26 protein-coding genes are annotated in these 21,763 nt (G+C 59.9%); 13 read left to right on the top strand and 13 right to left on the bottom strand.

Translation table 11 applies throughout. The features are described 5' to 3' along the window. Positions 1-22: 22 nt before the first annotated feature. Positions 23-670, bottom strand: coding sequence for a TIGR02453 family protein (locus tag ACFWW2_RS11530; RefSeq protein WP_393928223.1), 648 nt, complete (start codon positions 668-670; stop codon positions 23-25). Between ACFWW2_RS11530 and ACFWW2_RS11525 the strand changes: the two genes are divergently transcribed. The 3 genes from ACFWW2_RS11525 to ACFWW2_RS11515 are packed head-to-tail and all read left to right on the top strand — an operon-like array spanning position 654 to position 3,712. Further along, positions 654-1,412 (top strand): DUF1007 family protein, encoded by a 759-nt coding sequence (locus tag ACFWW2_RS11525; protein WP_393928222.1) that lies wholly within the window; start codon positions 654-656, stop codon positions 1,410-1,412. The genes ACFWW2_RS11530 and ACFWW2_RS11525 overlap by 17 nt on opposite strands. Beyond that, positions 1,394-2,290, top strand: a complete 897-nt coding sequence (locus ACFWW2_RS11520) for a nickel/cobalt transporter (RefSeq protein ID WP_393928221.1) — start codon at positions 1,394-1,396, stop codon at positions 2,288-2,290. Before ACFWW2_RS11525 ends, ACFWW2_RS11520 begins: the two co-directional genes overlap by 19 nt. A 42-nt stretch (positions 2,291-2,332) precedes the next feature. Further along, positions 2,333-3,712: an MATE family efflux transporter gene (locus ACFWW2_RS11515; protein ID WP_393928220.1), complete on the top strand. Its 1,380-nt coding sequence runs from the start codon at positions 2,333-2,335 to the stop codon at positions 3,710-3,712. Here the strand turns inward: ACFWW2_RS11515 and ACFWW2_RS11510 are convergent. The 5 genes from ACFWW2_RS11510 to lgt form a co-directional block, all read right to left on the bottom strand. After that, entirely contained in the window at positions 3,705-4,439 is a 735-nt protein-coding gene (locus ACFWW2_RS11510; protein ID WP_393928219.1) for a Hint domain-containing protein, read from the bottom strand. The genes ACFWW2_RS11515 and ACFWW2_RS11510 overlap by 8 nt on opposite strands. A gap of 210 nt (positions 4,440-4,649) precedes the next feature. Beyond that, positions 4,650-4,811 carry a hypothetical protein gene (locus ACFWW2_RS11505; RefSeq protein WP_393928218.1) on the bottom strand — a complete coding sequence of 54 codons (162 nt, stop codon included), beginning with the start codon at positions 4,809-4,811 and terminating at the stop codon, positions 4,650-4,652. Between the two features lie 225 nt (positions 4,812-5,036). Next, positions 5,037-5,792, bottom strand: a complete 756-nt coding sequence (gene pgeF, locus ACFWW2_RS11500) for a peptidoglycan editing factor PgeF (protein WP_393928217.1) — start codon at positions 5,790-5,792, stop codon at positions 5,037-5,039. Next, positions 5,789-6,847, bottom strand: a complete 1,059-nt coding sequence (locus ACFWW2_RS11495) for a class I SAM-dependent methyltransferase (protein WP_393928216.1) — start codon at positions 6,845-6,847, stop codon at positions 5,789-5,791. The genes pgeF and ACFWW2_RS11495 overlap by 4 nt, the downstream gene beginning before the upstream one ends. Then, positions 6,844-7,722, bottom strand: coding sequence for a prolipoprotein diacylglyceryl transferase (lgt, locus tag ACFWW2_RS11490; RefSeq protein ID WP_393928215.1), 879 nt, complete (start codon positions 7,720-7,722; stop codon positions 6,844-6,846). The genes ACFWW2_RS11495 and lgt overlap by 4 nt, the downstream gene beginning before the upstream one ends. A 102-nt stretch (positions 7,723-7,824) precedes the next feature. Between lgt and ACFWW2_RS11485 the strand changes: the two genes are divergently transcribed. Both ACFWW2_RS11485 and ACFWW2_RS11480 read left to right on the top strand, forming a co-directional pair. Further along, positions 7,825-8,073, top strand: a complete 249-nt coding sequence (locus ACFWW2_RS11485) for an accessory factor UbiK family protein (protein ID WP_393928214.1) — start codon at positions 7,825-7,827, stop codon at positions 8,071-8,073. Positions 8,074-8,160: 87 nt separating this feature from the next. After that, positions 8,161-8,385: a hypothetical protein gene (locus ACFWW2_RS11480; RefSeq protein ID WP_393928213.1), complete on the top strand. Its 225-nt coding sequence runs from the start codon at positions 8,161-8,163 to the stop codon at positions 8,383-8,385. A gap of 45 nt (positions 8,386-8,430) precedes the next feature. Here ACFWW2_RS11480 and ACFWW2_RS11475 read toward each other — a convergent pair whose 3' ends face one another. Both ACFWW2_RS11475 and ACFWW2_RS11470 read right to left on the bottom strand, forming a co-directional pair. Further along, entirely contained in the window at positions 8,431-8,823 is a 393-nt protein-coding gene (locus tag ACFWW2_RS11475; RefSeq protein WP_393928212.1) for a hypothetical protein, read from the bottom strand. Positions 8,824-9,153: 330 nt separating this feature from the next. After that, positions 9,154-10,185, bottom strand: coding sequence for a M42 family metallopeptidase (locus ACFWW2_RS11470; protein ID WP_393928211.1), 1,032 nt, complete (start codon positions 10,183-10,185; stop codon positions 9,154-9,156). A gap of 235 nt (positions 10,186-10,420) precedes the next feature. On the opposite strand from ACFWW2_RS11470, the gene ACFWW2_RS11465 reads away from it, so the two are divergent. The 6 genes from ACFWW2_RS11465 (at position 10,421) to ACFWW2_RS11440 (ending at position 14,893) form a co-directional block, all read left to right on the top strand. Further along, positions 10,421-10,924: a YbjN domain-containing protein gene (locus tag ACFWW2_RS11465; RefSeq protein WP_393928210.1), complete on the top strand. Its 504-nt coding sequence runs from the start codon at positions 10,421-10,423 to the stop codon at positions 10,922-10,924. A 340-nt stretch (positions 10,925-11,264) separates the two neighbouring features. Continuing rightward, entirely contained in the window at positions 11,265-12,080 is an 816-nt protein-coding gene (gene proC, locus ACFWW2_RS11460) for a pyrroline-5-carboxylate reductase (protein ID WP_393928209.1), read from the top strand. After that, positions 12,073-12,411 carry a tRNA-binding protein gene (locus ACFWW2_RS11455; RefSeq protein ID WP_393928208.1) on the top strand — a complete coding sequence of 113 codons (339 nt, stop codon included), beginning with the start codon at positions 12,073-12,075 and terminating at the stop codon, positions 12,409-12,411. The genes proC and ACFWW2_RS11455 overlap by 8 nt, the downstream gene beginning before the upstream one ends. Then, positions 12,408-13,355 carry a 2-hydroxyacid dehydrogenase gene (locus ACFWW2_RS11450; protein WP_393928207.1) on the top strand — a complete coding sequence of 316 codons (948 nt, stop codon included), beginning with the start codon at positions 12,408-12,410 and terminating at the stop codon, positions 13,353-13,355. The genes ACFWW2_RS11455 and ACFWW2_RS11450 overlap by 4 nt, the downstream gene beginning before the upstream one ends. A gap of 212 nt (positions 13,356-13,567) precedes the next feature. After that, positions 13,568-14,026: an OsmC family protein gene (locus ACFWW2_RS11445; protein WP_393928206.1), complete on the top strand. Its 459-nt coding sequence runs from the start codon at positions 13,568-13,570 to the stop codon at positions 14,024-14,026. Between the two features lie 126 nt (positions 14,027-14,152). Continuing rightward, positions 14,153-14,893 carry a leishmanolysin-related zinc metalloendopeptidase gene (locus ACFWW2_RS11440; RefSeq protein WP_393928205.1) on the top strand — a complete coding sequence of 247 codons (741 nt, stop codon included), beginning with the start codon at positions 14,153-14,155 and terminating at the stop codon, positions 14,891-14,893. 178 nt (positions 14,894-15,071) lie between these two features. Here the strand turns inward: ACFWW2_RS11440 and ACFWW2_RS11435 are convergent, their stop codons facing one another. Together ACFWW2_RS11435 and ACFWW2_RS11430 are read right to left on the bottom strand one after the other, a co-directional pair. Further along, a complete protein-coding gene (locus ACFWW2_RS11435; RefSeq protein WP_393928204.1) occupies positions 15,072-16,004 on the bottom strand; it encodes a jacalin-like lectin in 933 nt (310 codons plus the stop codon). Positions 16,005-16,356: 352 nt separating this feature from the next. Continuing rightward, positions 16,357-17,013 carry a 50S ribosomal protein L25/general stress protein Ctc gene (locus ACFWW2_RS11430; protein ID WP_393928203.1) on the bottom strand — a complete coding sequence of 219 codons (657 nt, stop codon included), beginning with the start codon at positions 17,011-17,013 and terminating at the stop codon, positions 16,357-16,359. A 232-nt stretch (positions 17,014-17,245) separates the two neighbouring features. Here ACFWW2_RS11430 and ACFWW2_RS11425 point away from each other — a divergent pair, with 232 nt between their 5' ends. Then, positions 17,246-18,502, top strand: coding sequence for an NADH:flavin oxidoreductase/NADH oxidase family protein (locus ACFWW2_RS11425; RefSeq protein WP_393928202.1), 1,257 nt, complete (start codon positions 17,246-17,248; stop codon positions 18,500-18,502). 7 nt (positions 18,503-18,509) lie between these two features. Here ACFWW2_RS11425 and ACFWW2_RS11420 read toward each other — a convergent pair whose 3' ends face one another. Next, the gene (locus ACFWW2_RS11420; RefSeq protein WP_393928201.1) at positions 18,510-19,289 is read right to left on the bottom strand and encodes a universal stress protein; all 780 of its coding nucleotides are present in this window, start codon (positions 19,287-19,289) and stop codon (positions 18,510-18,512) included. Between the two features lie 142 nt (positions 19,290-19,431). On the opposite strand from ACFWW2_RS11420, the gene ACFWW2_RS11415 reads away from it, so the two are divergent. Next, complete coding sequence (locus ACFWW2_RS11415; RefSeq protein WP_393928200.1) at positions 19,432-20,592, top strand: MFS transporter; 1,161 nt, start codon at positions 19,432-19,434, stop codon at positions 20,590-20,592. Positions 20,593-20,649: 57 nt separating this feature from the next. On the opposite strand, the gene ACFWW2_RS11410 is transcribed toward ACFWW2_RS11415, so the two are convergent. Together ACFWW2_RS11410 and ACFWW2_RS11405 are read right to left on the bottom strand one after the other, a co-directional pair. Next, positions 20,650-20,895, bottom strand: coding sequence for a hypothetical protein (locus ACFWW2_RS11410; protein ID WP_393928199.1), 246 nt, complete (start codon positions 20,893-20,895; stop codon positions 20,650-20,652). Positions 20,896-21,037: 142 nt separating this feature from the next. Next, on the bottom strand, positions 21,038-21,730 hold the full coding sequence (locus tag ACFWW2_RS11405) for a helix-turn-helix transcriptional regulator (RefSeq protein ID WP_393928198.1): 693 nt from the start codon (positions 21,728-21,730) through the stop codon (positions 21,038-21,040). Between the last annotated feature and the right edge of the window lie 33 nt (positions 21,731-21,763).

Raw genomic sequence — 21,763 nt, 5'->3', positions numbered from 1 at the left:
ATGGGTCTTGACCCATCCCCGCTTAAGCCTCGGCAATGGAGATCAACATGTCGTTGAACGGCCATGCGGTTTTGAACGCGGTGATGATGTCGTCCGGCAGTTTGGCCGTGGCCCCCAATTCCTTGCCCGCCACGACCCCTTTCATCCGCAGCAGACGCCCTGCGGGATGGTCCTGATCATAGGGTGAAGGCACCCGTTTCAGCGCGGGTTCACGCAATTTGAAACCGGCGGATTCCACATCGGCCACGATCCCCATGATCCGGTCGGTGTCGAGGTCGAGCATCTTGCGCCAATTGGCCAGCACGGGTTTGTCGAACCCCATCATGCCGACACCTGCGGTCACGTAATCCAGCCCGATCCCGAAGAAAAACACCGGGTTCTGAGGCGCGTCGCCGTCAATGGCCCACATCATGTGGAGATGGGTGTTATAGGGCGTCTTGTCCTTGGAAAACCGGACATCGCGATGGGGTCGGAACAGTTTGGATGTGATCGGCGCATCGGCGATGTCGGATAGGGGTGGCGTCAGCGCCGCCAGCAGGTCCAGCGCGGGCGCTTTGAGTTCGGTGTCATAGGTCGCCTTGTTCTCTTGCCACCAATCCCGCGTATTGTTGGCGTCGAGTGCTTTGTAAAAGCTGCGCGTGTCCTTGATCAGCGTGTTGTATCCGGTCATTGCATTCTCCTTGGCGGATTGGTGCCAGAATGGCGCGGGTGTGATGTGGATGTCCATTGTGATGACGCCTGATCACCGTTACCTAGGTGACATGCTACGGACATTTTCACTGATCGCCGGACTGATGCTGCCTTTGCCTGTGGTGGCCCATCCGCATGTGTTTGTGCAGACCGAGATGGTCATCGTTTTTGATGGTGATGGGGGCGTCGCCGTGCGGCTGGACTGGACTTATGATGAGTTCTTTTCGCTTCTGGTCAGCACGGATCTGGGCATTGGTCTGGATGGTGATACGGTTCTGACGGCGGCGGAGCAGACCCTGCTGGACGAGCAGATCACGGCCTGGCCGCCGGACTATACCGGTGATCTGGAGGTGATGCAGGGTGAGACGGTGTTGCCGCTGGCCGAAAAGCGTGACCACCGCATGACCTTTGAGGCAGGTATCTTTGTCGAGACCCATCTGCGTCCGGTGGCCAGCATTGCTGATCGCAATGGCCCGCTGATCGTGCGCGCCTATGATCCCTTCTACTATGTCGCCTATGATCTGGTGCGCCCTGTGCGCATCGAGGGTCGTGATGATTGCGAGGTCACGATCATTCCTGCCAATCTGGATGCGGCCTATACAATGGTCGAGGAACTTCTTTATGGGCGTCCGGCGTCCGATGTGGGCCCGGATGAGGCGTTTCCCGAGGTCGGGCAGGCCTTTGCCGATACGGTCACGGTGACATGCGCAGCGCCGCTTTAGCACTGCTGGCCGCATTGATCGCGGCGGCGGTCTGGCTGTGGGGCTTTGGTGGGGCCGATCAGATCAGCCGCATGGCGGCGGCGGCGCAACGTGATGTGCAAAACGCGATGGCGGCGGCCCTGCGGGCCTTGCGCGCCGGTGACATGGCGGCCCTTTTGACCCTGTGGGGTCTTTGTTTTGCCTATGGTTTTGTGCATGCCGCTGGTCCGGGCCATGGCAAGCTGGTGATTGGCGGTTACGGTGTCGGGGCGCGTGTGCCGGCCGGGCGGCTGGCGGGGCTGGCGCTTGCCTCGTCCCTCGCGCAGGCCGCGACCGCTGTGCTGCTGGTCTATGCCGGGGTGTTCCTGCTCGGCTGGGGCCGCGAACAGATGACAGGGGCGGCGGACCGGATCATGGCCCCGCTGAGTTACGGTTTGATCGGGTTGGTTGGCTTGTGGCTGGTGTGGCGGGGCGTCCGCCATTTGCGGGCCGCGTCGCAGGTCCACGACCACGCCCATCATGGGGAGGATGCGGTCTGTGGTCATTGCGGTCATGCCCATGGTCCGACGATCGAGCAGGCCGAAAGCGTGCGGTCCTGGCGTGATGCCGCGATTGTGGTGGGGACCATTGCCATCCGTCCCTGCACGGGTGCCTTGTTTTTGTTGATCCTGACTTGGCGTCTGGATCTGGACTGGGCCGGGATCATCGGGGCGTTTGTGATGGGTCTGGGGACAGCATCCATCACGATTACCGTGGCGGTGCTGGCGGTCGGGTTTCGCGAAAGTGCCTTGCGTCTGGTCAGCGGTGCGGGTGTTGCGCGCACGCTTGCGCTGGCCGAACTGGTGGCTGGTGGCATTGTGGCGATCCTGGCCGGGCAACTGGTGCTGCGCAGCCTTTGATAGCGCTTTACCATGCGTCAAATCGCGCCTAAGGCTGGGCGCATGACCCAACCCGCGCAGACATATCAGGACCACGCCAAGGCGATCTGGGTGCTGGGAATGCCCCTGATTCTGAGCAACCTGGCCCAGTTTGCGATCCATATCACCGATACGATCATGCTGGGCTGGTATGATGTCACTGCTTTGGCGGCGTCGACCATTGCGGGTACGATGTTCTTTGTCATTTTCATCGTCGGCGCCGGTTTTGCGCAGGCCGTTACGCCGATGGTGGCCGCCGCTGCTGAAGAGCGCGATGACACCCAGGTCCGCCGGGTGACCCGCATGGGTCTGTGGTTGTCGATCATGTATGGGCTGGCCGTGACGATCCCGTTTTTCTGGGCTGAGGAGATTCTGATTGCCATCGGGCAGGAGCCCGAGGTTGCGGCATTGGCCCATATCTATCTTCAGATTGTCATCTGGCAGATGATCCCGGCGCTGATCGTCATGACGATGAAGTCGTTTCTGGCGGCTTTGGAGCATACGGCGATTATTTTATGGGCCACGATTGGTGCGGCGCTGATGAATGTGGTGGTCAACTATGCCCTGATTTTCGGCAATTGGGGTGCGCCGGAACTGGGTATTCAGGGGGCGGCGATTGCATCGTTGTCGGTCACGGCTGTGACCGTGCTGATCCTGTTGATCTATACTTTGCGGGTACTGCCGCAGTTTGAACTGTTCAAGAATTTCTGGCGTAGCGATTCACAGATCATGGCCCGGGTGTTCAAGCTTGGCTGGCCGATTGGTCTGACCTCACTGGCCGAAGGCGGGTTGTTCAGCGCCTCTGCTGTGATGATGGGTTGGATTGGTGCAATCGAACTGGCCGCCCATGGCATTGCCATTCAATTGGCGAGCATGGCGTTCATGGTCCATATTGGCTTCAGTCAGGCCGCGACCGTGCGGGCGGGCCGTGCGCTGGGTCGTCGGGACGAGCTGTTGTTGCGCCGGGGCGGTGTGACGGCGATTGGCATGTCGGCGCTGTTTGCGATCCTGACCTCGGCTGTTTTCATGATGATCCCCGAGGTTCTGGTGTCTCTCTTCATTGACCCTGATGAGGCGGAGCGGGTGACCCTGCTGCGTATCGGCGCGAGTCTGGTGATCGTCGCCGCCCTGTTTCAGATCGTGGATGCGGCACAGGTCATGGCGCTGGGGCTGTTGCGGGGGGTGCAGGACACGACCGTACCGATGGTCATGGCGACGATCAGCTATTGGGTGATCGGGTTGCCAGCCAGCTATGTGTTGGCGTTCACGTTGGGCTATGGGCCTGTGGGCCTGTGGCTGGGCCTTGTCATCGGCTTGGCGGTGGCGGCACTGCTGCTGATGTGGCGGTTCTGGGGACGGTCGGTCCGTATCGGAGCGAAGGCCGTCACTGCACCGGCTATTTGAGGTCGAACAGGTCCAGGTCGCGCAAGCGTAGCCGGGGGTATTGTAGCGTCCCGAAGTCTTCGAGGCTGTGTTTATGCGGGAAGAGCGACAGGAACTGCGCCAGCCGGTCGCCGCGCAGGCCGAGGGCAAAGGCGGTTCCGGGGTGCAGGCTTTCGATTTCGATCCCGTTGACCGATAGCCGTCTGTGGCTGGCAAAGCCGAGCTGATAAACCGCAACCGGGGTGGCGGGCCGCAATTCGACGAATGCGTTACCGTCGATGAAATCACGCACCGGAATATAGGCCGCGCGGCTGCCAGTCAGGGTCCGCACATTGCTGGCCCGGTGGTAGAGCCGGGCGGTAGGCCCCAGCACCAGATCGGGTGATGGTCGGTCGAGCCCCAGCGCATCGGCTGTGATCCGGATCAGGCTGGAGGCATCGGGGCTGGTCGCCTCATCCCCCGGTTTGATGGTCATGGAGCCGCGCCAGAGCAGCGTTTCGAAATCACCACAGGCGAGCCGGATCTGATCACCGGGCAGAAGATCCTCGACCGCCATCGGGCCGTTGGCGGTTTGCAGGATGGCCCCGTGGCCGAGCGCGCCGAACGCATCCTCGAACGCGGGCGCTGCCGGTGCGATGCGGGTGAAATCCTCAATCTCGGAGGCGTCGTTGAGGTACGTGACCTGATATTTGCGGGCTTGCATCATCTTGCGTGGTGACGGCCCGGCTATGCTAGCGGCGCGGTCCATGCTGACCGGCCCCCTGAATATAGTTTGTGCGCCACAGGGCAGTGCCCGGACAAGCAAGATATGCGTGATGGAAATGGTCCGTCAAATTGATCTCGCTTTATTGTTCGCATCATCATCCTGATGAGAGGCCCGTTTTCTGTGGTCGCAGGTTCAGACCGGGGATACTGTCAACGCGCCAGGACAGCGCGCCGATATCCGGCCCACTAGGGATTACGCCTGACGGCGTTCCTCTGCCCGCTCCCTGAGGATCTCATCGATCCGCAGCTTGCGCCGTGTGATCAGCGCCTGACGCTGCGTGCCACGTTCCCAGGGCATTGGGGTGTCATATGCGGCTACTGCAGCCTCGAGAGATTTTTGCCAACGATCGTTCATGGATTCGCCTTCTTCTTTTGTCGTCATCCCCTAACCCTTGTCCCCAGAAGGTGACCAACCAAACGGGCAACAGTTTGGCAGAGACATGAAAAGTTATGGAACGGGCAGGAATTGGCCGGATATTTGGCTAAGTCATTGAAAAATATGGTATCAAAGGTTGACTTGGGGTCATTCAGGATGAACAGGAGTTGAACCCGTTATCTAAAAGCCCCATTCGCGCCGCTTTTAGAGCCGGATTGCAGCGATGAGCCGCCCATAATCCGCTTCCTTCTTGTGGACCGACCGGCGGTAGCTGAAAAACCGGTCCGGGTCGGCATAGGTGCAGTGCCGCGTCCATGTGGCGGAGCGCACCCCGATCTGCCGCAACCGGTAGAGCCCAAAGGCGGGCAGATCGAAATGCATTCGATCCCCCGATCCGCCGGCGAAGAAGCGGCTATAGGTCGGATCGGCCTGTAGGAACTGGTCTAGGAATTCCGGCCCGACCTCGTAATTGCGTTGGCTGATGGAGGGGCCGATGACGGCGGCGATATTGGCGCGGGCCGCGCCGAGCGTCTCCATCTGTTTGATTGTGGCTTCCAGCACGCCGTCAAGCGCGCCTTTCCATCCGGCGTGGGCTGCCCCGATCACCCCCGCCTTTTGATCGGCAAACAGGACCGGCTGGCAGTCCGCTGTCAGCACCGACAGTGCAACCCCTGGTGTTGCCGTGGCCAGCCCGTCAGCCTTGATCGTGGTGCCAAGGGGGCCGGTCACGCTGATCGCATCGGCGGAATGGATTTGGTGGACCCCCACCAACCTGTCAGGCTGAACGTTCAGCGCCTTGGCCACCCGTTCGCGGTTGATGCTGACGATATCATGCTGGTCCGAGCTGCCGTAGCCGCAGTTCAGGCCTTTGAATACGCCCGAGGACGCCCCACCGGCCCGCGTGAAAAACCCGTGGGTTGTGCCCTTGAGGGCAGGGTCGGTGATGATTTCCAGCGTCATGGTTCCAGTCCGGGTGGCGGAGTCGCCGTTGCGGGATAGAGGCCGATCACTTTGAAAAGGTCACCCATTTCGTCGGGGTGGGTCAAGCGCCGATGTGCCTTGATATGGGATTGAAGCACGTCGCCTGTCAGTTTCTGCGCCAACGCTTGAGCACGGTTTGTGATCCCAAGGCGTTCTAGGAACACGCCTTGCGTCGTCAGCCGGGTATGTTTGGCTGGATTCGCGTTGGCGGCAACGGCGGCGAGATCTACGTGGGCGGTCAGGTCGGCCGCGCCGGGTTGGTCCAGCGGATCGCAGGGGCTGTGATCTGTAACGGCCTGCAGCGTGTCGCCCAGCGATTGCCAGTCGCCATAGTCGATGATCAGGGCGGCCCCACCATGGCTGTCGATCCGTGTTCCGATCATTTGGATGATACCGGGCAGGGCGGGGCAAATCTCGACCAGATCGCCGTCCTGCGTGTCGTCCAGCCGGTGGGCCAGCATGGTCAGTGGCGTGGCATCTGATAGGCCGAGATGCAGTTTATTATCCTTAAGCCCGACCATTCGTTCGCGCCAACCTGACCCGTCCCTGACGAATTGCCGGATGGGTAGCGCGTCAAAGAATTCATTGGCAATCAGGAACAGCGGGCCGTTAGGCAGCGTGTCAGGGCTGTCGTGCCATTGCGCATCTGGCACGGCTTCGGCCTGCGCGCTGCGCAGGACTGGCGAGCCTTCGACGAAATGCACCTGTGCGGCGTCATGAAACCCAGGTATGGCGCGGGTCGCCCGCAGCGCGTCACCCATCAGCGTGCCGCGCCCGGGGCCAAGTTCGGCCAGCGTAAAGGGGTTGGGCGCCCCTTGATCCAGCCACGCCTGCGCCAGTGCCAGCCCGATCAGTTCGCCGAACATCTGACTGATTTCGGGGGACGTGATGAAATCGCCTTTGGCGCCCAGCGGGTCACGGGTGGCGTAATAGCCATGCTCGGGATGCATCAGGCAATCGGCCATATAGTCGGCCAGGGTGATCGGCCCGGTTCGCCCGATGCGGGCGATCAGGAGGTCGCCCAAAGGGGTCATCGGCGGCGGGCGATCAGGATGACGGTGATCCCGGCAATGATCATCGGCAGGCTGAGCAACTGGCCCATGGTCAGGCCGTAACCGTCGATATGCAGGCGCAGGCCCAGTTCGTTGCCGACACTCACGAATTGCGCGTCAGGCTGGCGGACGAATTCCACGATGAACCGGGCGAGCCCGTAGCCCATGAAGAAAATCGCAGTGAGCAGCCAGGGTTTTTTGAGCGCGCCGAAACGGAAGGCAAGGAAAAGAAGAAGGGTGCCGAGCAGCAGCCCTTCGAGTCCGGCCTCGTAAAGTTGTGAGGGGTGGCGCACGCAGGGTTCTGTGACGGTGGCACAGGCCTGTGCGCTGGCACCGGGAAAGATAACGCCCCATGGCAGATCGGTTGGGCGGCCCCATAGTTCTGCATTGACGAAATTGGCGATCCGCACCAGCAGGATCGCCGGGGTGGCGGACACGGCGATGATATCGGACAGATCCGGCAGGGAGACATTGTGGCGCCTACTGAACAGGTAGACTCCAAGCACCACGCCAAGGAACCCCCCGTGGAACGACAACCCGCCATCCCAGATACGGATGATATCAACGGGGTTGGCCAGAAACTCTGCCGGTTTGTAGAAAAAGACATAGCCCAGACGTCCGCCGCCGATGACGCCGATGACGATATAGGTCAGCAGGTCTTCGAGTTTTTCCACCCCCATCGGCGGCCCATTCCGCCACAGATGCGGGCGCCTCAGCGCGGCCCGGATGATGAACCAGCCAATGGCGATGCCCACGATATAGGCCATCGCGTACCAGCGCAGGGCTAGGTTGAAGCCGAAGACTTCGATTGCGAAGATTTCGGGTGAGATATCGGGGAAGGGGATAGCAGCCAACATGGGCCATGTGTTTCCCGGAGGTGCGGCGAAGTCAACCAGCCTTGTCGGGTTGTGCGATGCTTTGCTTGGGCCCATATAGAAGGAAACTGATTGGAGAATATGATGCAGACCAAGAACAAGATTTTCGATGACCTGAGCCAGTTGATGACCAACGCAATGGGCGTGGCACAGGGCGCCAAGGATGAGGCGCAGACCGCCATGTCATCCCTGATGGACCGCTGGCTGGCGGAACGCGATTTCGTCACGCGTGAGGAATTCGACGCGGTGCGGGCCATGGCCCAGAAAGCCCGTGAAGAGAACGAGGCGCTGAAGGCACGGATCGAGGCGCTGGAAGGCAAGAAGAAAAAGTAATCTGCGTCGGATCGCGGATTTTTCCCCGTTGTTTTTCCGCTATGGCACAGGCAGGCTTTGTCTCAGCCAAGATAGAGGACAAGTGCAATGGGATTGGGTGATATGATGGGTCAGGCCGCCGGTATGATAGGCGGCGATTTCGACCTTGGTGCCAAGCTGGAAGAGCTGGGGATTGATGCGTCCATGCTCGAAGGTTTGGACATCGAAAAGGCCAAGGCGTTTATCGAAGAAGAGGGCTTTGATTTGTCGATGCTTGACAGTCTTGGTCTGGATATCGACGAATTGTTGGCAAAGTTTACCGGGCAGGCCTAAAACCGCTACCCGGCGATCATGCTCTGTGCGTCGTTCATGAACGCGTCAAAACCAGTCAGAGATACTGCCGATCATTCTGTTCCAAACACCAGAGAAGTCAGGGCGTTCCAGCGATGCGGCCCAGGCGCCCGCATCCTGGGCCGACTGAACTGTTGAGTCCCAGACCGCACCGGGTGACGATTTGATCGCTGACCAAATCTCTTCCGTGGTTGGCACCTGCAGCCCGCACACCATATCACGATCATCAGGCGTCGCTGTCGCCGGATCAATTGCGACCTGCAGATCGTAGAGGTCATTCATTGTATCACAAGAGCTTTTCAGTTCGTATGTGGTCGCACCAACGATGATGGCGATACCATAGAATGGGAGGGCTTCGCCGAACGTGCTGGAAACATTGAAGGTCGCGGTGCGTCCGACCCTGCCTTTGACGCGGTTCAAAGTTGCTGAGATGGTACGATTTTGCGTCCGCAACGCTTGCGTCGTGCGCCGTTCGCGGCTGAGATCCTGTGTAAGCCGATCATTTTGCGATCTGAGACTGCTGATTTGCCGAGACTGATTGGCAACGGTCGTGGGTGATGTTACCGCGCGGACAGTGCCCGCTGTCGCTGCCGCTATTGCGCGTCCCGTGAGATCGGCCACAAATCCAACCGTGTGGCTGGAGATGAGCAGAAAAAGCATCATTGCGAAGATAATGAATTTGCTCAGTAAGAACCGAACCGCTGCGCCGAGTAGCTTCATCAAATACATTTTAGGACCTTCTTATACTTTTCAGTATTCGCTCAGATAAGCCACAAGAATATCCAGCGCCGCCTGCAGGTCGCGTTTGTCGATCATCTCGGTCACTGTGTGGATGTAGCGTGTGCCGACGGTGATCCCGACCGCCCGCGCCCCGGCGGCGGCTTGCTGGGCGGCGGCGCCGTCCTGTCCGCCAGCGGCGAGCATTGTGCGCTGATAGGGGATTTTCTTTTTCTTCGCGAGGGTTTCGATGTCGCTTACCAGTGCCTTGTCGGCGATGAAGGAACTGTCGCGCACATGCAGCCCGAAGCCTTTGCCCTGATGTGTCGTGGCGTCCTTGTCCGGCACACCCGGCGTGTCGCAGGCGAGTGTCACGTCAATGCCCAACCCGATATCGGGCTTGATGCCATAAGATGCAGTGCGCGCGCCGCGCAGCCCCACCTCTTCCTGGCAGGTGAAGGCCACGTGGATTTCAGCCCCTTTGCCTTTCTTGCCCAGCTTGCGCATCGCCTCGATCCCCAGCCAGCATGCGATGCGGTTGTCCAGCGCCTTTGAGACGTATTTGTCACCCATTTCCAGGAAGGGTTCGTCCATCACGACGAAATCGCCGACCTTGACCAGATCGCGGGTTTTTTTGCCCATGCCCAGATCAACAAAGAAGTCACCGGCAGGCGGGATTTTCTTGCGATCTTCGGGGGTCGATATGTGAACCGGTTTCCCGCCGGGGTTCATCACGCCCTTGAAGTCGCCATCATCCGTGCAGACCAGCACACGCCGCGAAAACAGGTTGCGCGCGTCAAAGCCGCCGACAGGCTGCAGATAAATGAACCCGTCCTTGCTGATATGGCTGACCAGAAAGCCGATTTCATCCATATGGCAAAGCAGCATGACCTTGGGGGCGTCCTTGGCTTTGGCATTTCGCCGGCAGAGGAGCGAGCCCATGGGATCGGTTGTGACCTCATCAAACATGCCCTTGATCTCATCCATGATCAGATCGCGTACCCGCTGTTCGTGGCCCGGCACGCCCGGGGTTTCGCACAGACGTTTGAGAAGATCGGTGTTCATGGCGCTGGCTCCTGTTTTGTTAACACTTTGTTCATCAAGTTGGCCCGAACGCAATTCTCGGGCAGAAAAATTCGTGACGGATCACTTATCCCCAAGAAATTGCTTTACAGGAGGGGGTGATTGCCTCCACCATATCTCGTAGGGGATAAACGTGAACAACACCGCCCCTAGAGCAGGCACCTAGCGCTTGGGGCGCTGCCATGACCCGAGCGCCAAAGCAGTGAGGCTGCGTATTATGGCATTATCTGAACACTACCTTGAGGCAGAGGACCTTCACCCGATTGATCTGGTGGAACATATCGCAGAACACCACGAATGGGAATTTGACCGTATCCATGATGACCAGATCGCCATGGCCGTCGAAGGCCAGTGGCGCACCTATTCGATCACATTGGCGTGGTCGGCCTATGATGAGACGCTGCGTCTGATCTGCACCTATGAGATGGAGCCACCCGCAGAGCGGATGCCGGCCCTTTTCGAGACGCTCAACACCATCAATGATCGCTGCTGGGCCGGATCGTTCACATGGTGGGGTGAGCAGAAACTGATGGTCTACCGCTATGGCCTGGTGTTGACCGGCGACCAGATGGCCGGACCCGATCAGGTCGATACGATGATCAATGCGGCAGTATCGGCTTGCGAGCAGTATTACCCGGCCATTCAACTGGTCACCTGGGCCGACCGCACCCCTGAAGAGGCCGTGCAGGTTGCCATTGGCGGGGCTTACGGGCGCGCCTGATTTTTTCACGTAGGATGGGTTTAAACCCATCTTACGTTTGGCGAGGGCCTGTTGCCATTCAACATGCGCCACCAGCGCGAGACACATTTTGCCGCTGACAAGCTGATTTGACCGCAGCGATGTGGTTCATCGGCAGGGCAAATCCGCGATGGCAGAGGCAAAATGCGCCGCGTCCAGCAAGGATTTCGTCAAAATTGCCCATTTCTGCGTCAAAAGAGCTTGAATTAACCCGTTAGTCCTGCGCTCTTTTTCCTAGAACTGAGCAATTTTGCCTGAAACCGGTGGCACATGTTGAATGGCAACAGGCCCTGACCTCCGGGCAACGAATGGGGGAGTTTCCATGATTGATGGTGATCTGAAGCGGCGCGGTCTTGTCTTGCTGGGCTGTGGCAAGATGGGGTCGGCCATGCTGGCTGGCTGGTTGGACCGTGGTCTGCCGCCCGCGTCTGTCTGGGTGATCGATCCGCATCCGTCAGACTGGGTGCAGGCGCAGGGCTTGCATCTGAACACCGAATTGCCCGCCGACCCGGCGATTGTCCTGATCGCGGTCAAGCCGCAGATGATGGGTGATGCATTGCCGGCCATGCAGGACCTTGGCAATGGTGATGCGCTGCTCGTGTCTGTGGCCGCAGGCACCCCGATCGCCAAATTCGCAGAGGTGCTGGGGGCTGACACCCCGATTATCCGCGCGATGCCCAATACCCCCGCTGCGGTGGGGCAGGGGATCACGGCGTTGATTGGCAATGCGCGGGCGACGGAGACGCATATGGCGCTGGCCGAGGCATTGTTGCAGGCAGTAGGGCAGACGGTGCGATTGGACAGCGAGGCACAGATGGATGCGGTCACCGGTCTGTCCGGGTCCGGCCCGGCTTATGTGTTTCATATGATCGAGGCGATGGCCGCCGCAGGCGAAGCGCAAGGGCTGGCCCCCGATCTGGCGATGCAACTGGCCAAGGCGACCGTTGCCGGGGCAGGGGCGCTTGCCATGGCGGCGGATGAGGACCCTGCGCAATTGCGTGTCAATGTGACCTCGCCCAATGGCACCACCCAGGCCGGGCTGGAGGTGCTGATGGATGAGGCCAAGGGGCTGAAACCATTGATGGACAAAACGGTCGCCGCCGCGACCCGCCGGTCAGAGGAGTTGGCCCGTGGCTGAGATCTCGTTTGATGACTTTTTGAAGGTTGATGTGCGGGTCGGTACCGTGATCCGGGCCGAGCCTTATCCGGAGGCGCGCAAGCCGGCCATTAAGCTGTGGATCGATTTCGGCGGTGAGCTGGGGGAGAAGAAAACTTCGGCCCAGATCACGGCCCATTATGGGCCAGAAACACTTGTGGGTAAGCAGGTTCTGGCGGTGGTCAATTTCCCGCCCCGCCAGATTGGCAAGTTCATGTCAGAGGTGCTGGTGCTGGGGATGCCGGATGAAGCGGGTGAGGTTGTACTTGTCGGCCCGGACCAGAATGTGCCGAATGGAGGGCGTTTGCATTGAAAAAGCTGCTGATCACCCGGGCCTTGCCCGATGCCAATATTGCCGCCGCCCGCGCCCGCTTTGATGTCACCTTGCGCGAGGCCGATATGGGGCTGACACCTGCCGAAGCCGCGGAGGCGTTGCGCAACTATGACGCGATATTGCCGACGCTGGGGGATCAGTTTGTCGCCGATGCCTTTGCCGGTGATCTGCGCTGCGGTGTGCTGGCGAATTTCGGGGTGGGGTATAACCATATTGACGCGGCTGCCGCCAAGGCGGCAGGCGTGCAGGTGTCCAATACCCCGGATGTCGTGACCGATGCTACCGCCGATATCGGGTTGACCCTGATACTGTCCACCTGTCGCCGTGCAGGCGAAGGAGAGCGGATTGTCCGGGCCGGGAAATGGGAGGGCTGGACGCCGATCCAGATGCTTGGCACCCATGTGACAGGCAAGACCGTGGGCATCGTGGGGATGGGCCGGATCGGGCAGGCGGTGGCGCGGCGCTGCCATTATGGCTTTGATATGCCAGTGATTTTTTATAACCGTTCGCGTAAGGAAGTCGATCTGCCCGCCCGTCAGGTGGATCGCCTGACCGATCTGATGGTTCAGGCTGATATCATAGTGGTCACCGTGCCGGGTGGTGGCGACAATACCCATCTGATCAATGCCGAAGCGCTGGCCGCGGTGAAACCGACCGGCATTTTTGTGAATATCGCCCGTGGCGATGTGGTGGATGAGGCCGCCCTGATTGCCGCGTTGCAGGCCGGGCGGATCGCCGGGGCGGGGCTGGATGTGTACGAAAAAGAGCCGCTGGTGCCGGAGGCGTTGCGTGCCTTGGAAAATGTCGTTCTGCTGCCGCATCTGGGCACGGCGGCGCTGGAAGTGCGCGAGGCGATGGGGCAAATGGCGCTCGATAACATCATTGCCTGGGATGAAGGCCGCCCGCTGCCACAGGCGGTCTGACGCCGCTTTTGCGTCTCTTGTGCCGCGCTGCTGGCCTGAACTGAATTCCATTGATATGCCGTAATAGCTTGGTTTTGCTGCGAAATGCCATGTCGGTGTGGCGCAGGAATAGTGTCGGGCATTGGGGGATGGTGCGCGTATTTTGTCAGTGATCGTTGGTTTTGGCTTTCCGGGGTGGTCGGCTCTCTTGATGGTGGCAAGGAACGGCAAGGATGCACGAATATCAGGCAAGCGTGATCTGGGTCCGCGAAAGCGGTCCGTTCGCGGATGGCAGATACAGCCGCAACCACCAGTGGCAATTGGGGGGCGGGGCTGTTTGCCGCGCCTCTGCCTCACCACAGGTGGTGCCGGTGCCCTATTCGGACCCCGGCGCCATTGATCCTGAAGAGGCATTTGTGGCTTCGATTTCGTCCTGCCATATGCTGTGGTTTCTTGATCTGGCCCGGCAGGCGGGGCATGAGGCAGAAGCTTATCATGATCCCGCAGTGGGCCAAATGTCACAGGCGGCAGATGGCGGGATGTGGATGGCGAAGGTTACCCTGTTTCCGACGACCCGATGGGCCGGCCCGGGGCCGGATAACCGGGAGTTGCAGGCGCTGCATGAGGCGGCCCATGAGAAATGTTACATTGCGCAATCGGTCAAGACCGAGGTTGAGATCCGTTTGACGTAGCGAGGTTGCGCCCATTGCCGCTGCCCGCCGCCTGCGCGTTTTTGCCACCCATCGCTGTACGGGCTGGTCAATTCCGGCATCTTGCGGTTGTCTTGGCCCCAGACCCATCACAAGGAGGTATCGTCGATGATCACACTTGTTTTTTCAGGAGACATGTCAGCCGCCCGCCGAGATGTCTTTGAGCGTTCGGCGGCGATGTGGGATCGGGTGATTGATAGTTCCTTTGATCCGATTGATGTGGATGGTGAGACCCTGCGCGGTCTTCAGATCGACGCGAGTATCGAACCGATTGACGGCGAACAGGGCGTTCTGGGGCAGGCGGGGCCAACCGCCCTGCGCAGCGATACCGGCCTGCCGGTGACCGGGGTGATGCAATTTGATGAGGCCGATATCGCCCGGCTGGAGGCAGAGGGCAGTTTTGCTGATGTGATCCTGCATGAGATGGCCCATGTGCTGGGGTTCGGCACGCTGTGGTCGGCCAAGCGCCTGATTGCCGGGGCCGGGACGGCTGACCCTCGGTTCGTCGGTCCTGCGGCGTCACGCGAATACATAGCACTTGATCCCGATGGCGGATCTGCCGTGCCCGTGGCGAATACCGGCGGCGGTGGCACGCGCGAGGCCCATTGGCGCGAACTGATCTTTGGGGATGAGTTACTGACCGGATTTCTGTCCGGTGCCGACCGCCCGCTGAGCCGGATGTCGATCGGGTCGTTCGAGGATATCGGTTACGAGGTGGATTATTCCGCCGCCGATCCGTTTGAACTGCCCAGTTTCCGCCAACTGGCATTGATGGGTGTGACAGAGGCGGTGCGCACCTGCGATCTGTGCCGTGTGGACCGGCCAGAGCCGATCGTGATTGCGTGCTAGTAGGGTTGTCTCAAACTATGCTGGTGACCTTCCTGTCACCGAAGAGAAAATCATCGGCGGGCTGAAGAACAGTGAGGCCTCCGCAGCAGGTTCCTCTGAAGAAGAGCCTTTCTGCGGAAGCCGTGGTTCGGTCAGGGGCTGAGGGGAAATCTGCGCCCCTCAGCAAGGTTGGATGTGATCAGGCCGCTGCTGCGGTCAAAGCTTTGAGCGCGTAATAGTCCTGACCGTTCTTCTCAACACGATCCTGGGCAAGAGCCGGGAAGTTCAGGCTCAGCGTTCCAGTCATGTCGTAGACATTGGCAAACAGCGCCGGGCTGCTGGCTACCGGTGTGGAGACAATCGACGGCTCCGACACGGGGAACTGCCAGATTGTGCCATCACTCGCCTTGAAGACGTCGATCTGGATAACCTCAAGCCCGACATGACCTGCCGGCGGTGCGTAAGTGATCTTTTCGCTCTCGAAGGTTTCGGTCTCGATCTCTTCGCGGAACTCACTTGACGTGGTGACCGACAGCCCAAACGTTGAGCTGGCTTTGGCGGTAAATTCACCAACGGCACCGCCGGTCTCGCTTGAGGTCTCAACGGTTGAGACAATCTCGAGAAAGAGGCTCGACGCTGATAGTTTCGACACCCGGCTGGAGACGAATGTTTCCGTCGTCTGCCCTTGCGGGATCACGCCGATCACGGCCAAAGCGCCTTGTTCGATAATGTCCGACGGCGTGTAGTTTTCGATGTAGCGCACCCGAAGTTTGTCGAGTTCTGCGCCGCTCTTACCGCCAAGACCAAGAATGCGCACGCCCGACAGGGTTGTCTTGGTGCCGGACGCCTTGCCCACCGACAGGGTGCGGCCGCGGCTTGTGCGCAGGAAGATTTTATGAATGCGCGTGGACCTGTTCTTGTGTTTGTTGGCCCAGATTTCCATATGCTCGATATACTCGTCGCCCTGAAGTTCCAGGACCTGGCTCTCGCGGCCACCGCCGCCGCCTTTGCGCGACCCATTCAGGACAAGCGCATCCACCCGGTTGCCTGAACGGAATCCGATGGTCCGAACGGCCTCAATCTCAAACGATTTTCCGCCGTCTCCACCGATTGGTTTGGTTACAATAGACATTACTTTATCTCCATCTAGCTATGCGTTGAACTTAACCAAGGCCTCAATATTTTTGCCTTGTGATGGAGTTACGCGGCAACGCCGGGGTTTATTCTCGCTCAGGTGGAAAAATGTTTCTGCGCTCGCAGTTAACGTGCGTGAATGCGAAGGTTTAGTGTCTGTTTTCTCAGCTTCGCCGGGGCATTTTCCAAATCCGGCGAAGTTCGGCTTTCCTGTGAAGGTGTTTTTCGACGCGGTCGCACGTCGAACGTATGGGATCATAGTTTGATGCCTTTCGAACACCAAGGACAACACACGCGACAAAAAAGGGCACCCGCATTGGGTGCCCTTCAATTCGTCGCTGCCGGGCAGCTTATTCGGCTTCGGCTTCTTCTTCGGTCGTTGTCGGTACTTCGTCCGCTGCGACCTCTTCGGTGTCGTCATCGTCTTCGGCAACCAAGGCGCGTGGCGCGGAGATGTTGGCGATGACGAAATCGCGGTCGATGACCGGCTTTGCACCTTCAGGCAGTGTGACTTCGCTGATGTGGATCACATCGCCCATCTCGGCATCGGCCAGATCGACGGTGATGTGATCAGGGATGTCACCGGCCAGCACGTCCATCTCGACTTCGTTGCGCACAACGGTTAGAACGCCGCCTTTTTTCACGCCAGGGCAGGTGTCTGCGTTTGCAAACTCGACCGGGATGAAGATTTTCACACGGCTTGTGCGCTTGAGGCGCAGTAGGTCGATATGAGTTGGCAGGTCTTTGACCACGTCACGCTGCACGTTCCGGCAGATCACCCGCACGTCTTCCTGACCGTCGATTTTCAGGTTGAACAGCGTTGACATGAAGCGCCCTTTGCGCAGCATGGTCAGCAGGTAGTTGAATGGGATGTTAATCGCCTGTGGGTCTGCCCCACCGCCATAAACAATGCCAGGTACGTCGCCATCGCGGCGAGCTTGGCGGGCGGCCCCCTTGCCTGTCCCCGCGCGTACCGTGGCGTTCAGATCTGGGATCTTTCCAGCCATAGTATAGTCCTTTGATGTAGGGGCCCGCCTCCAAGGGTGTCCGAGCCCGATGAAGCCTGCGCTATAGGCGGGATTCGGGCGTTTGGAAAGAGGTTTTTGGCGAATTTGCTGAAACCTGGCCAGCCCTGCTTTTGCAGACAGTTTGAACCGACGCAACGTTGCTGATTGAAGATAGGGCAAGGATGGGTGACGCTGATCGCGCGACACCCTTCCAATAATGATCAGGCAGATAATGACCACCCACGGACAAACCCCGGAGCACGCCCCGATATTGTTCAGCTCGTTTGATCCGCAGGGCCGGATCGCGGCGCCGAACCGCATTCTAAAATCAGCAATGAGCGAGGTGATGGCGGAGCAGGGTGTGTTTCTGCCCACGGACGCCCATTACCGCGTCTATGAACGCTGGGCCGCCGGTGGCACGGGGATCATCGTGACCGGCAATGTGATGATTGATCGTGCCGCATTGGGTGAGCCGGGGAATGTCGTGTTGGAGGATGACACCCATCTGGACCGCTTTGCGGCCTGGGCCGATGCGGTTCATCGTGCCAACCCTGACGCCCGGTTCTGGATGCAGATCAACCATCCCGGCAAGCAAAGCCCTAAATTTCTGACCCCGGCGCCGGTGGCCCCGAGTGCTGTTGCGCTGGGTGCGGGGCTTCAGGCGTCATTTGCCACGCCGCGTGCGCTTGAGCAGGCAGAGATCGAAGCCTTGATCCTGCGCTATGCCACAACGGCGGCCCTTGCGCAGCGTGCCGGTTTTGATGGTGTCCAGATACACGGCGCACATGGCTATCTGGTCAGTCAGTTCCTGTCGCCGCACCACAACCGTCGCACCGATGACTGGGGCGGGACCGCCGAAAACCGCCGTCGTTTCGTGATGGAGGTGTATCGCGCCGTCAGGCAGGCGGTCGGCCCGGATTTTCCTGTTTCTATCAAGATGAATAGCGCGGATTTCCAGAAAGGCGGGTTTGAAGGCGAAGAAGCCTATGATCTGATCACCGCCCTATCGGATGAGGGCATTGACCTGATCGAGATTTCCGGCGGCAATTACGAAAGCCCGGCAATGACCGGGGCAAGGCAATCCAGCGGTGAGAGGGAGGCTTATTTCCTGGATTTCGCGGCCGAGGCCCGCAAGCGCACCGATGTGCCCCTTGCCGTGACCGGCGGTTTTCGGTCTGTCGCGGCGATGGAGGCCGCGCTGGCGTCAGGTGCCACTGATTTTGTGGGTATCGCGCGGGCGCTGACGCTTGATCCTGAGCTGCCACGACATGCCGCTGCCGATCCGGCCTATACCCGAGAGGTGGGCCGTCCCAGTACAGGCATTCGCAAGCTGGATATCATGTTCATGCTCGCGATCACTTACTACGAAACCCAAATCAGGCGGATGGGGCAGGGCAAGGACCCCGATCCCGGTATGTCGGCATGGCGCACGGTGCTGGCAAACGCTTGGGCGCTGGGCAAGGCCGCGTTCAGCAAGCGCCGGGCTTGAACGCCGGCTACCGCGCGACGAGTAGATCGCAGGGCGGGTTGCGGATCAGCCCTGCGGTCAGACCGCCCAGCATCAGACGGCTGAGGTTGGAGCGGGTATGCGCGCCGAGGGCCAAGAGATCGTATTTGCCCGTTTTCATCAGATCATGGACGGCATCCGCTGGGGATGCTTCGACAAAGATCGGATCGGGGATGTTTTCGGGCAGTGATGCGACGGCTTTCCAGGTCGCGTAGTCGCGTTGCGATTCCTTGAGGAATGACACCTCATGCGCGTGGAACAGTGTCAGCGCCGCATCGGGGGCGATGCGCCGCAGGTGCCGCAGAGCGGATTCGCAAGCGCGGGACAGATCGATCGCCCCGAGCGCATTGGTGTATTCCTGATCGGCCGGGCCTGCGACCAGCAGAACGGGCTGGCGGCTGGCGCGGATCAGACGCTCCATCGTGGTTTCCTTGATCTGGTCCAGAAACAGCCGTCTACGGTGAACGCCGACCACCAGAAGGCTGGGGTTGATCTGCCGGACGGCCTGCGTGATTTCATCAACAACATCGCCGATCTCAACGCTGATATTGTAGGTCACATCACCGTTCTGCACATGAGCCTGCATCGCGGTTTCGAGCGCGGTTTGTGCCTGAAACTTCACATCCTCGGCGATGGCCAGCGGCATTGCACTGTCGACAACGTAATGCACGCTGAGCTTCGCGCCCAGGCGTCGTGCGAGGTTCACACCGCGCAGCAATGCCTGTTCTGAGCGGTCCGACAGGTCGCTGGCGACGATGATATGTTCCATGTGTGTGATCCCCTTTTATTCCCACCCTCGATGTAAGAATTGGCGAGCGCCGCACAAGAACCTGCGACCGGATGTCCAGGCGGAAATCCGGTGCCTCATTTGAAACTTGCTTTGGGAAAAAATCGCGGGCAGGCATGGGCGCATGTCTGTTCTGAATGCCTTGTCCGTGTCCCGTCGCCCCGCCGCCGCCTTTGTTGTGGTTGGCGTATTCTGGGGCTGTTTTGCGGCCCATGTGCCGGTCATCAAGGCGCAGCTTGGCGTGAACGATGCGGTGTTCGGCCTGCTGCTTTTGGGCTCTGCCACGGGCCTTGTCTCGGCAATGTGGCTGGCCCCCCGCGCCGACCGGGTGCTGGGCGGACGCGGCATGCAGGTGGGCGTTGTGTTTTTGTCGCTGGCATGGCTGTTGCCCGGGTGGATGACGCTGCCCCTGCTTTTTGCGGCGACTATGGCGCTGGTTGGTCTGGCCTCTGGCCTGTTGGACGTGGTGATGAATGCCCGTGTGAGCGAGTTGGAGGCCAAGCATGACCGCCCTTTGATGAACGCTAATCATGCGATGTTTTCCGTAGCTTATGCCGCTGCTGCAATTGTTGTCAGTGTCACCCGAGAGATGGGGCTGCCCCCGACCCCTGTATTTGCGGCGTTCAGCGTGCTTTGTATTTTGATGGTCCCCTTCATGCGGATGGATGTCACCTATGTTGCCGCTGAGGACGGTTACGCCGGACGCTATCCGCTGTGGCCGATTGTGCTGTGCGGCGCGATCGTGCTGGTGGCGTTCATGTCAGAGGCGACGGTCGAGGCGTGGTCGGCGCTGCATGTGGAACGCACCCTTGGCGGGGGTGCTGCGGAAGGCGCACTGGGTCCGGCCATGTTGGGCCTGACCATGGCCGTTGGCAGGTTTTCAGGCCAGGCCATTGCCGAGCGTTACCGCGAAGTGGTGGTTGTGGTCACCGCATCGCTGATTTCCGCATCGGGTGCCGTGATTGCTGCGGTCGCACCCACCCCGGTGATCGCCTATCTGGGCTTTGGTATTTTGGGGCTGGGCGTGTCGGTCATCGGCCCCATGGGGCTGGCGCTGGTGGGCAAGCTGGTCGCACCCCATCTGCGGACCGAGGCGATCAGCCGGGTGGCCGTGATCGGCTTTTCCGGGTTCTTTTTTGCGCCGATGCTGATGGGGCTGATGTCAGAGGCGTTTGGGTTGCGGGTCGCATTTGCGGCGGTGGCACTGTTGTTGATCAGCGCGGTGCCGCTGGCGATGGCCGTCTCGCGGTTGGCTCCGACTGGTCGGGCCAAGATGGCCGCCTGACGAAAAAGGGCCGGCGGTGGCCGACCCTTGGGTATGTTCGGCAATCAGTTTGCCAGTTCATGCATCAGGTGTGGGTTCCGGATCGTCGTCATCATCATTGGCGTTGATAGCCGCTGCAATCAGCAGCGCGGCAAGAATGCCCAGAATGACATAGGTGGAATTGATTGAGGACCCTGCGGGCTCCATCTTGTCTTCCATCGGCGGTGGTGTTTCCATGATTTCGGGGGACAGGCCGCCCGCATTGGCCGTTGCTGCCGAAAACGTCAGCGCAGCGGCTGCAATCAGATGTGTTGAATAGCGCATGTGAGAAACTCCTTGTTATTTGTTCACACTCGGAAAACCGACCCGGAAAACTGGCCGGATTAGTGATCACATTGTGTTCAAATTTACGTTGAGTCAATGGATTGACGTTTTGGGGCCGGTCAGAAAGCGCTGGGAAGCGGTTTCAACCGGCCTCCTCTCGCGTGTCCCAGCGGTTATGTTCGGCCCATAGTTTGCGCAGGGCCTCGGCCTGATCGGCAAAGGTATCGGCCAGCATTTCACAGGCATAGATCCGGTCCGCCCGAAAATGCCGGAACCCGCCGCGCAACTCGCACCAGCCCGCTATGATCACGCATTCCACGTGATAGACCAGCGCCAGAGGCCGGATGGTGCGGCATGTGCTTTTCCCTTGCCCATCGCAATAGGTCAGCCGCAGTTTTTGCGCGTCGCGGATCGCTTGCCGCAGATGCGCGACCGAAACACAGCCCTGTGATGGATCGTCAGGTGCGGCACCCCAAGGAGAGACCTGCAGCCAGTCCGCGGCCCCATGCAAGGCGTCGATCTTGGCGTGGATGCGGTAGGCGGCACTTTGCAGCGCGCCGTCGCCGGTGCGTGACAACATGGCCAGACCCACGCGCAGCGCCTCGATCTCTTCTGTGTCGAAGTTCAGTGGCGGCAGATCATAACCGCGCCGCATGACGTAGCCGATGCCTGCCGCCCCCTCGATCGGCGTTTGCATCGCCTGAAGAGCCGCGATGTCGCGATAGATCGTGCGGGTCGAAACCTCTAGCTTTGTGGCCAGATCCTCGGCCCGCATGGGGTGATTGGCCGCCCGCAGGAGCTGGATAATCTCGAAGAGCCGGTTGGATTTTGGCATGTCTGCACCCTTTCGCTGCTGACACTAGCACAG

The sequence above is a fragment of the Yoonia sp. R2-816 genome (assembly GCF_046762905.1).
In the GTDB taxonomy this organism is placed as follows: Bacteria; Pseudomonadota; Alphaproteobacteria; order Rhodobacterales; family Rhodobacteraceae; genus Yoonia.
Note: the sequence above shows the minus strand (reverse complement) of the source record. Positions and strands in the feature narration are given on the sequence as shown.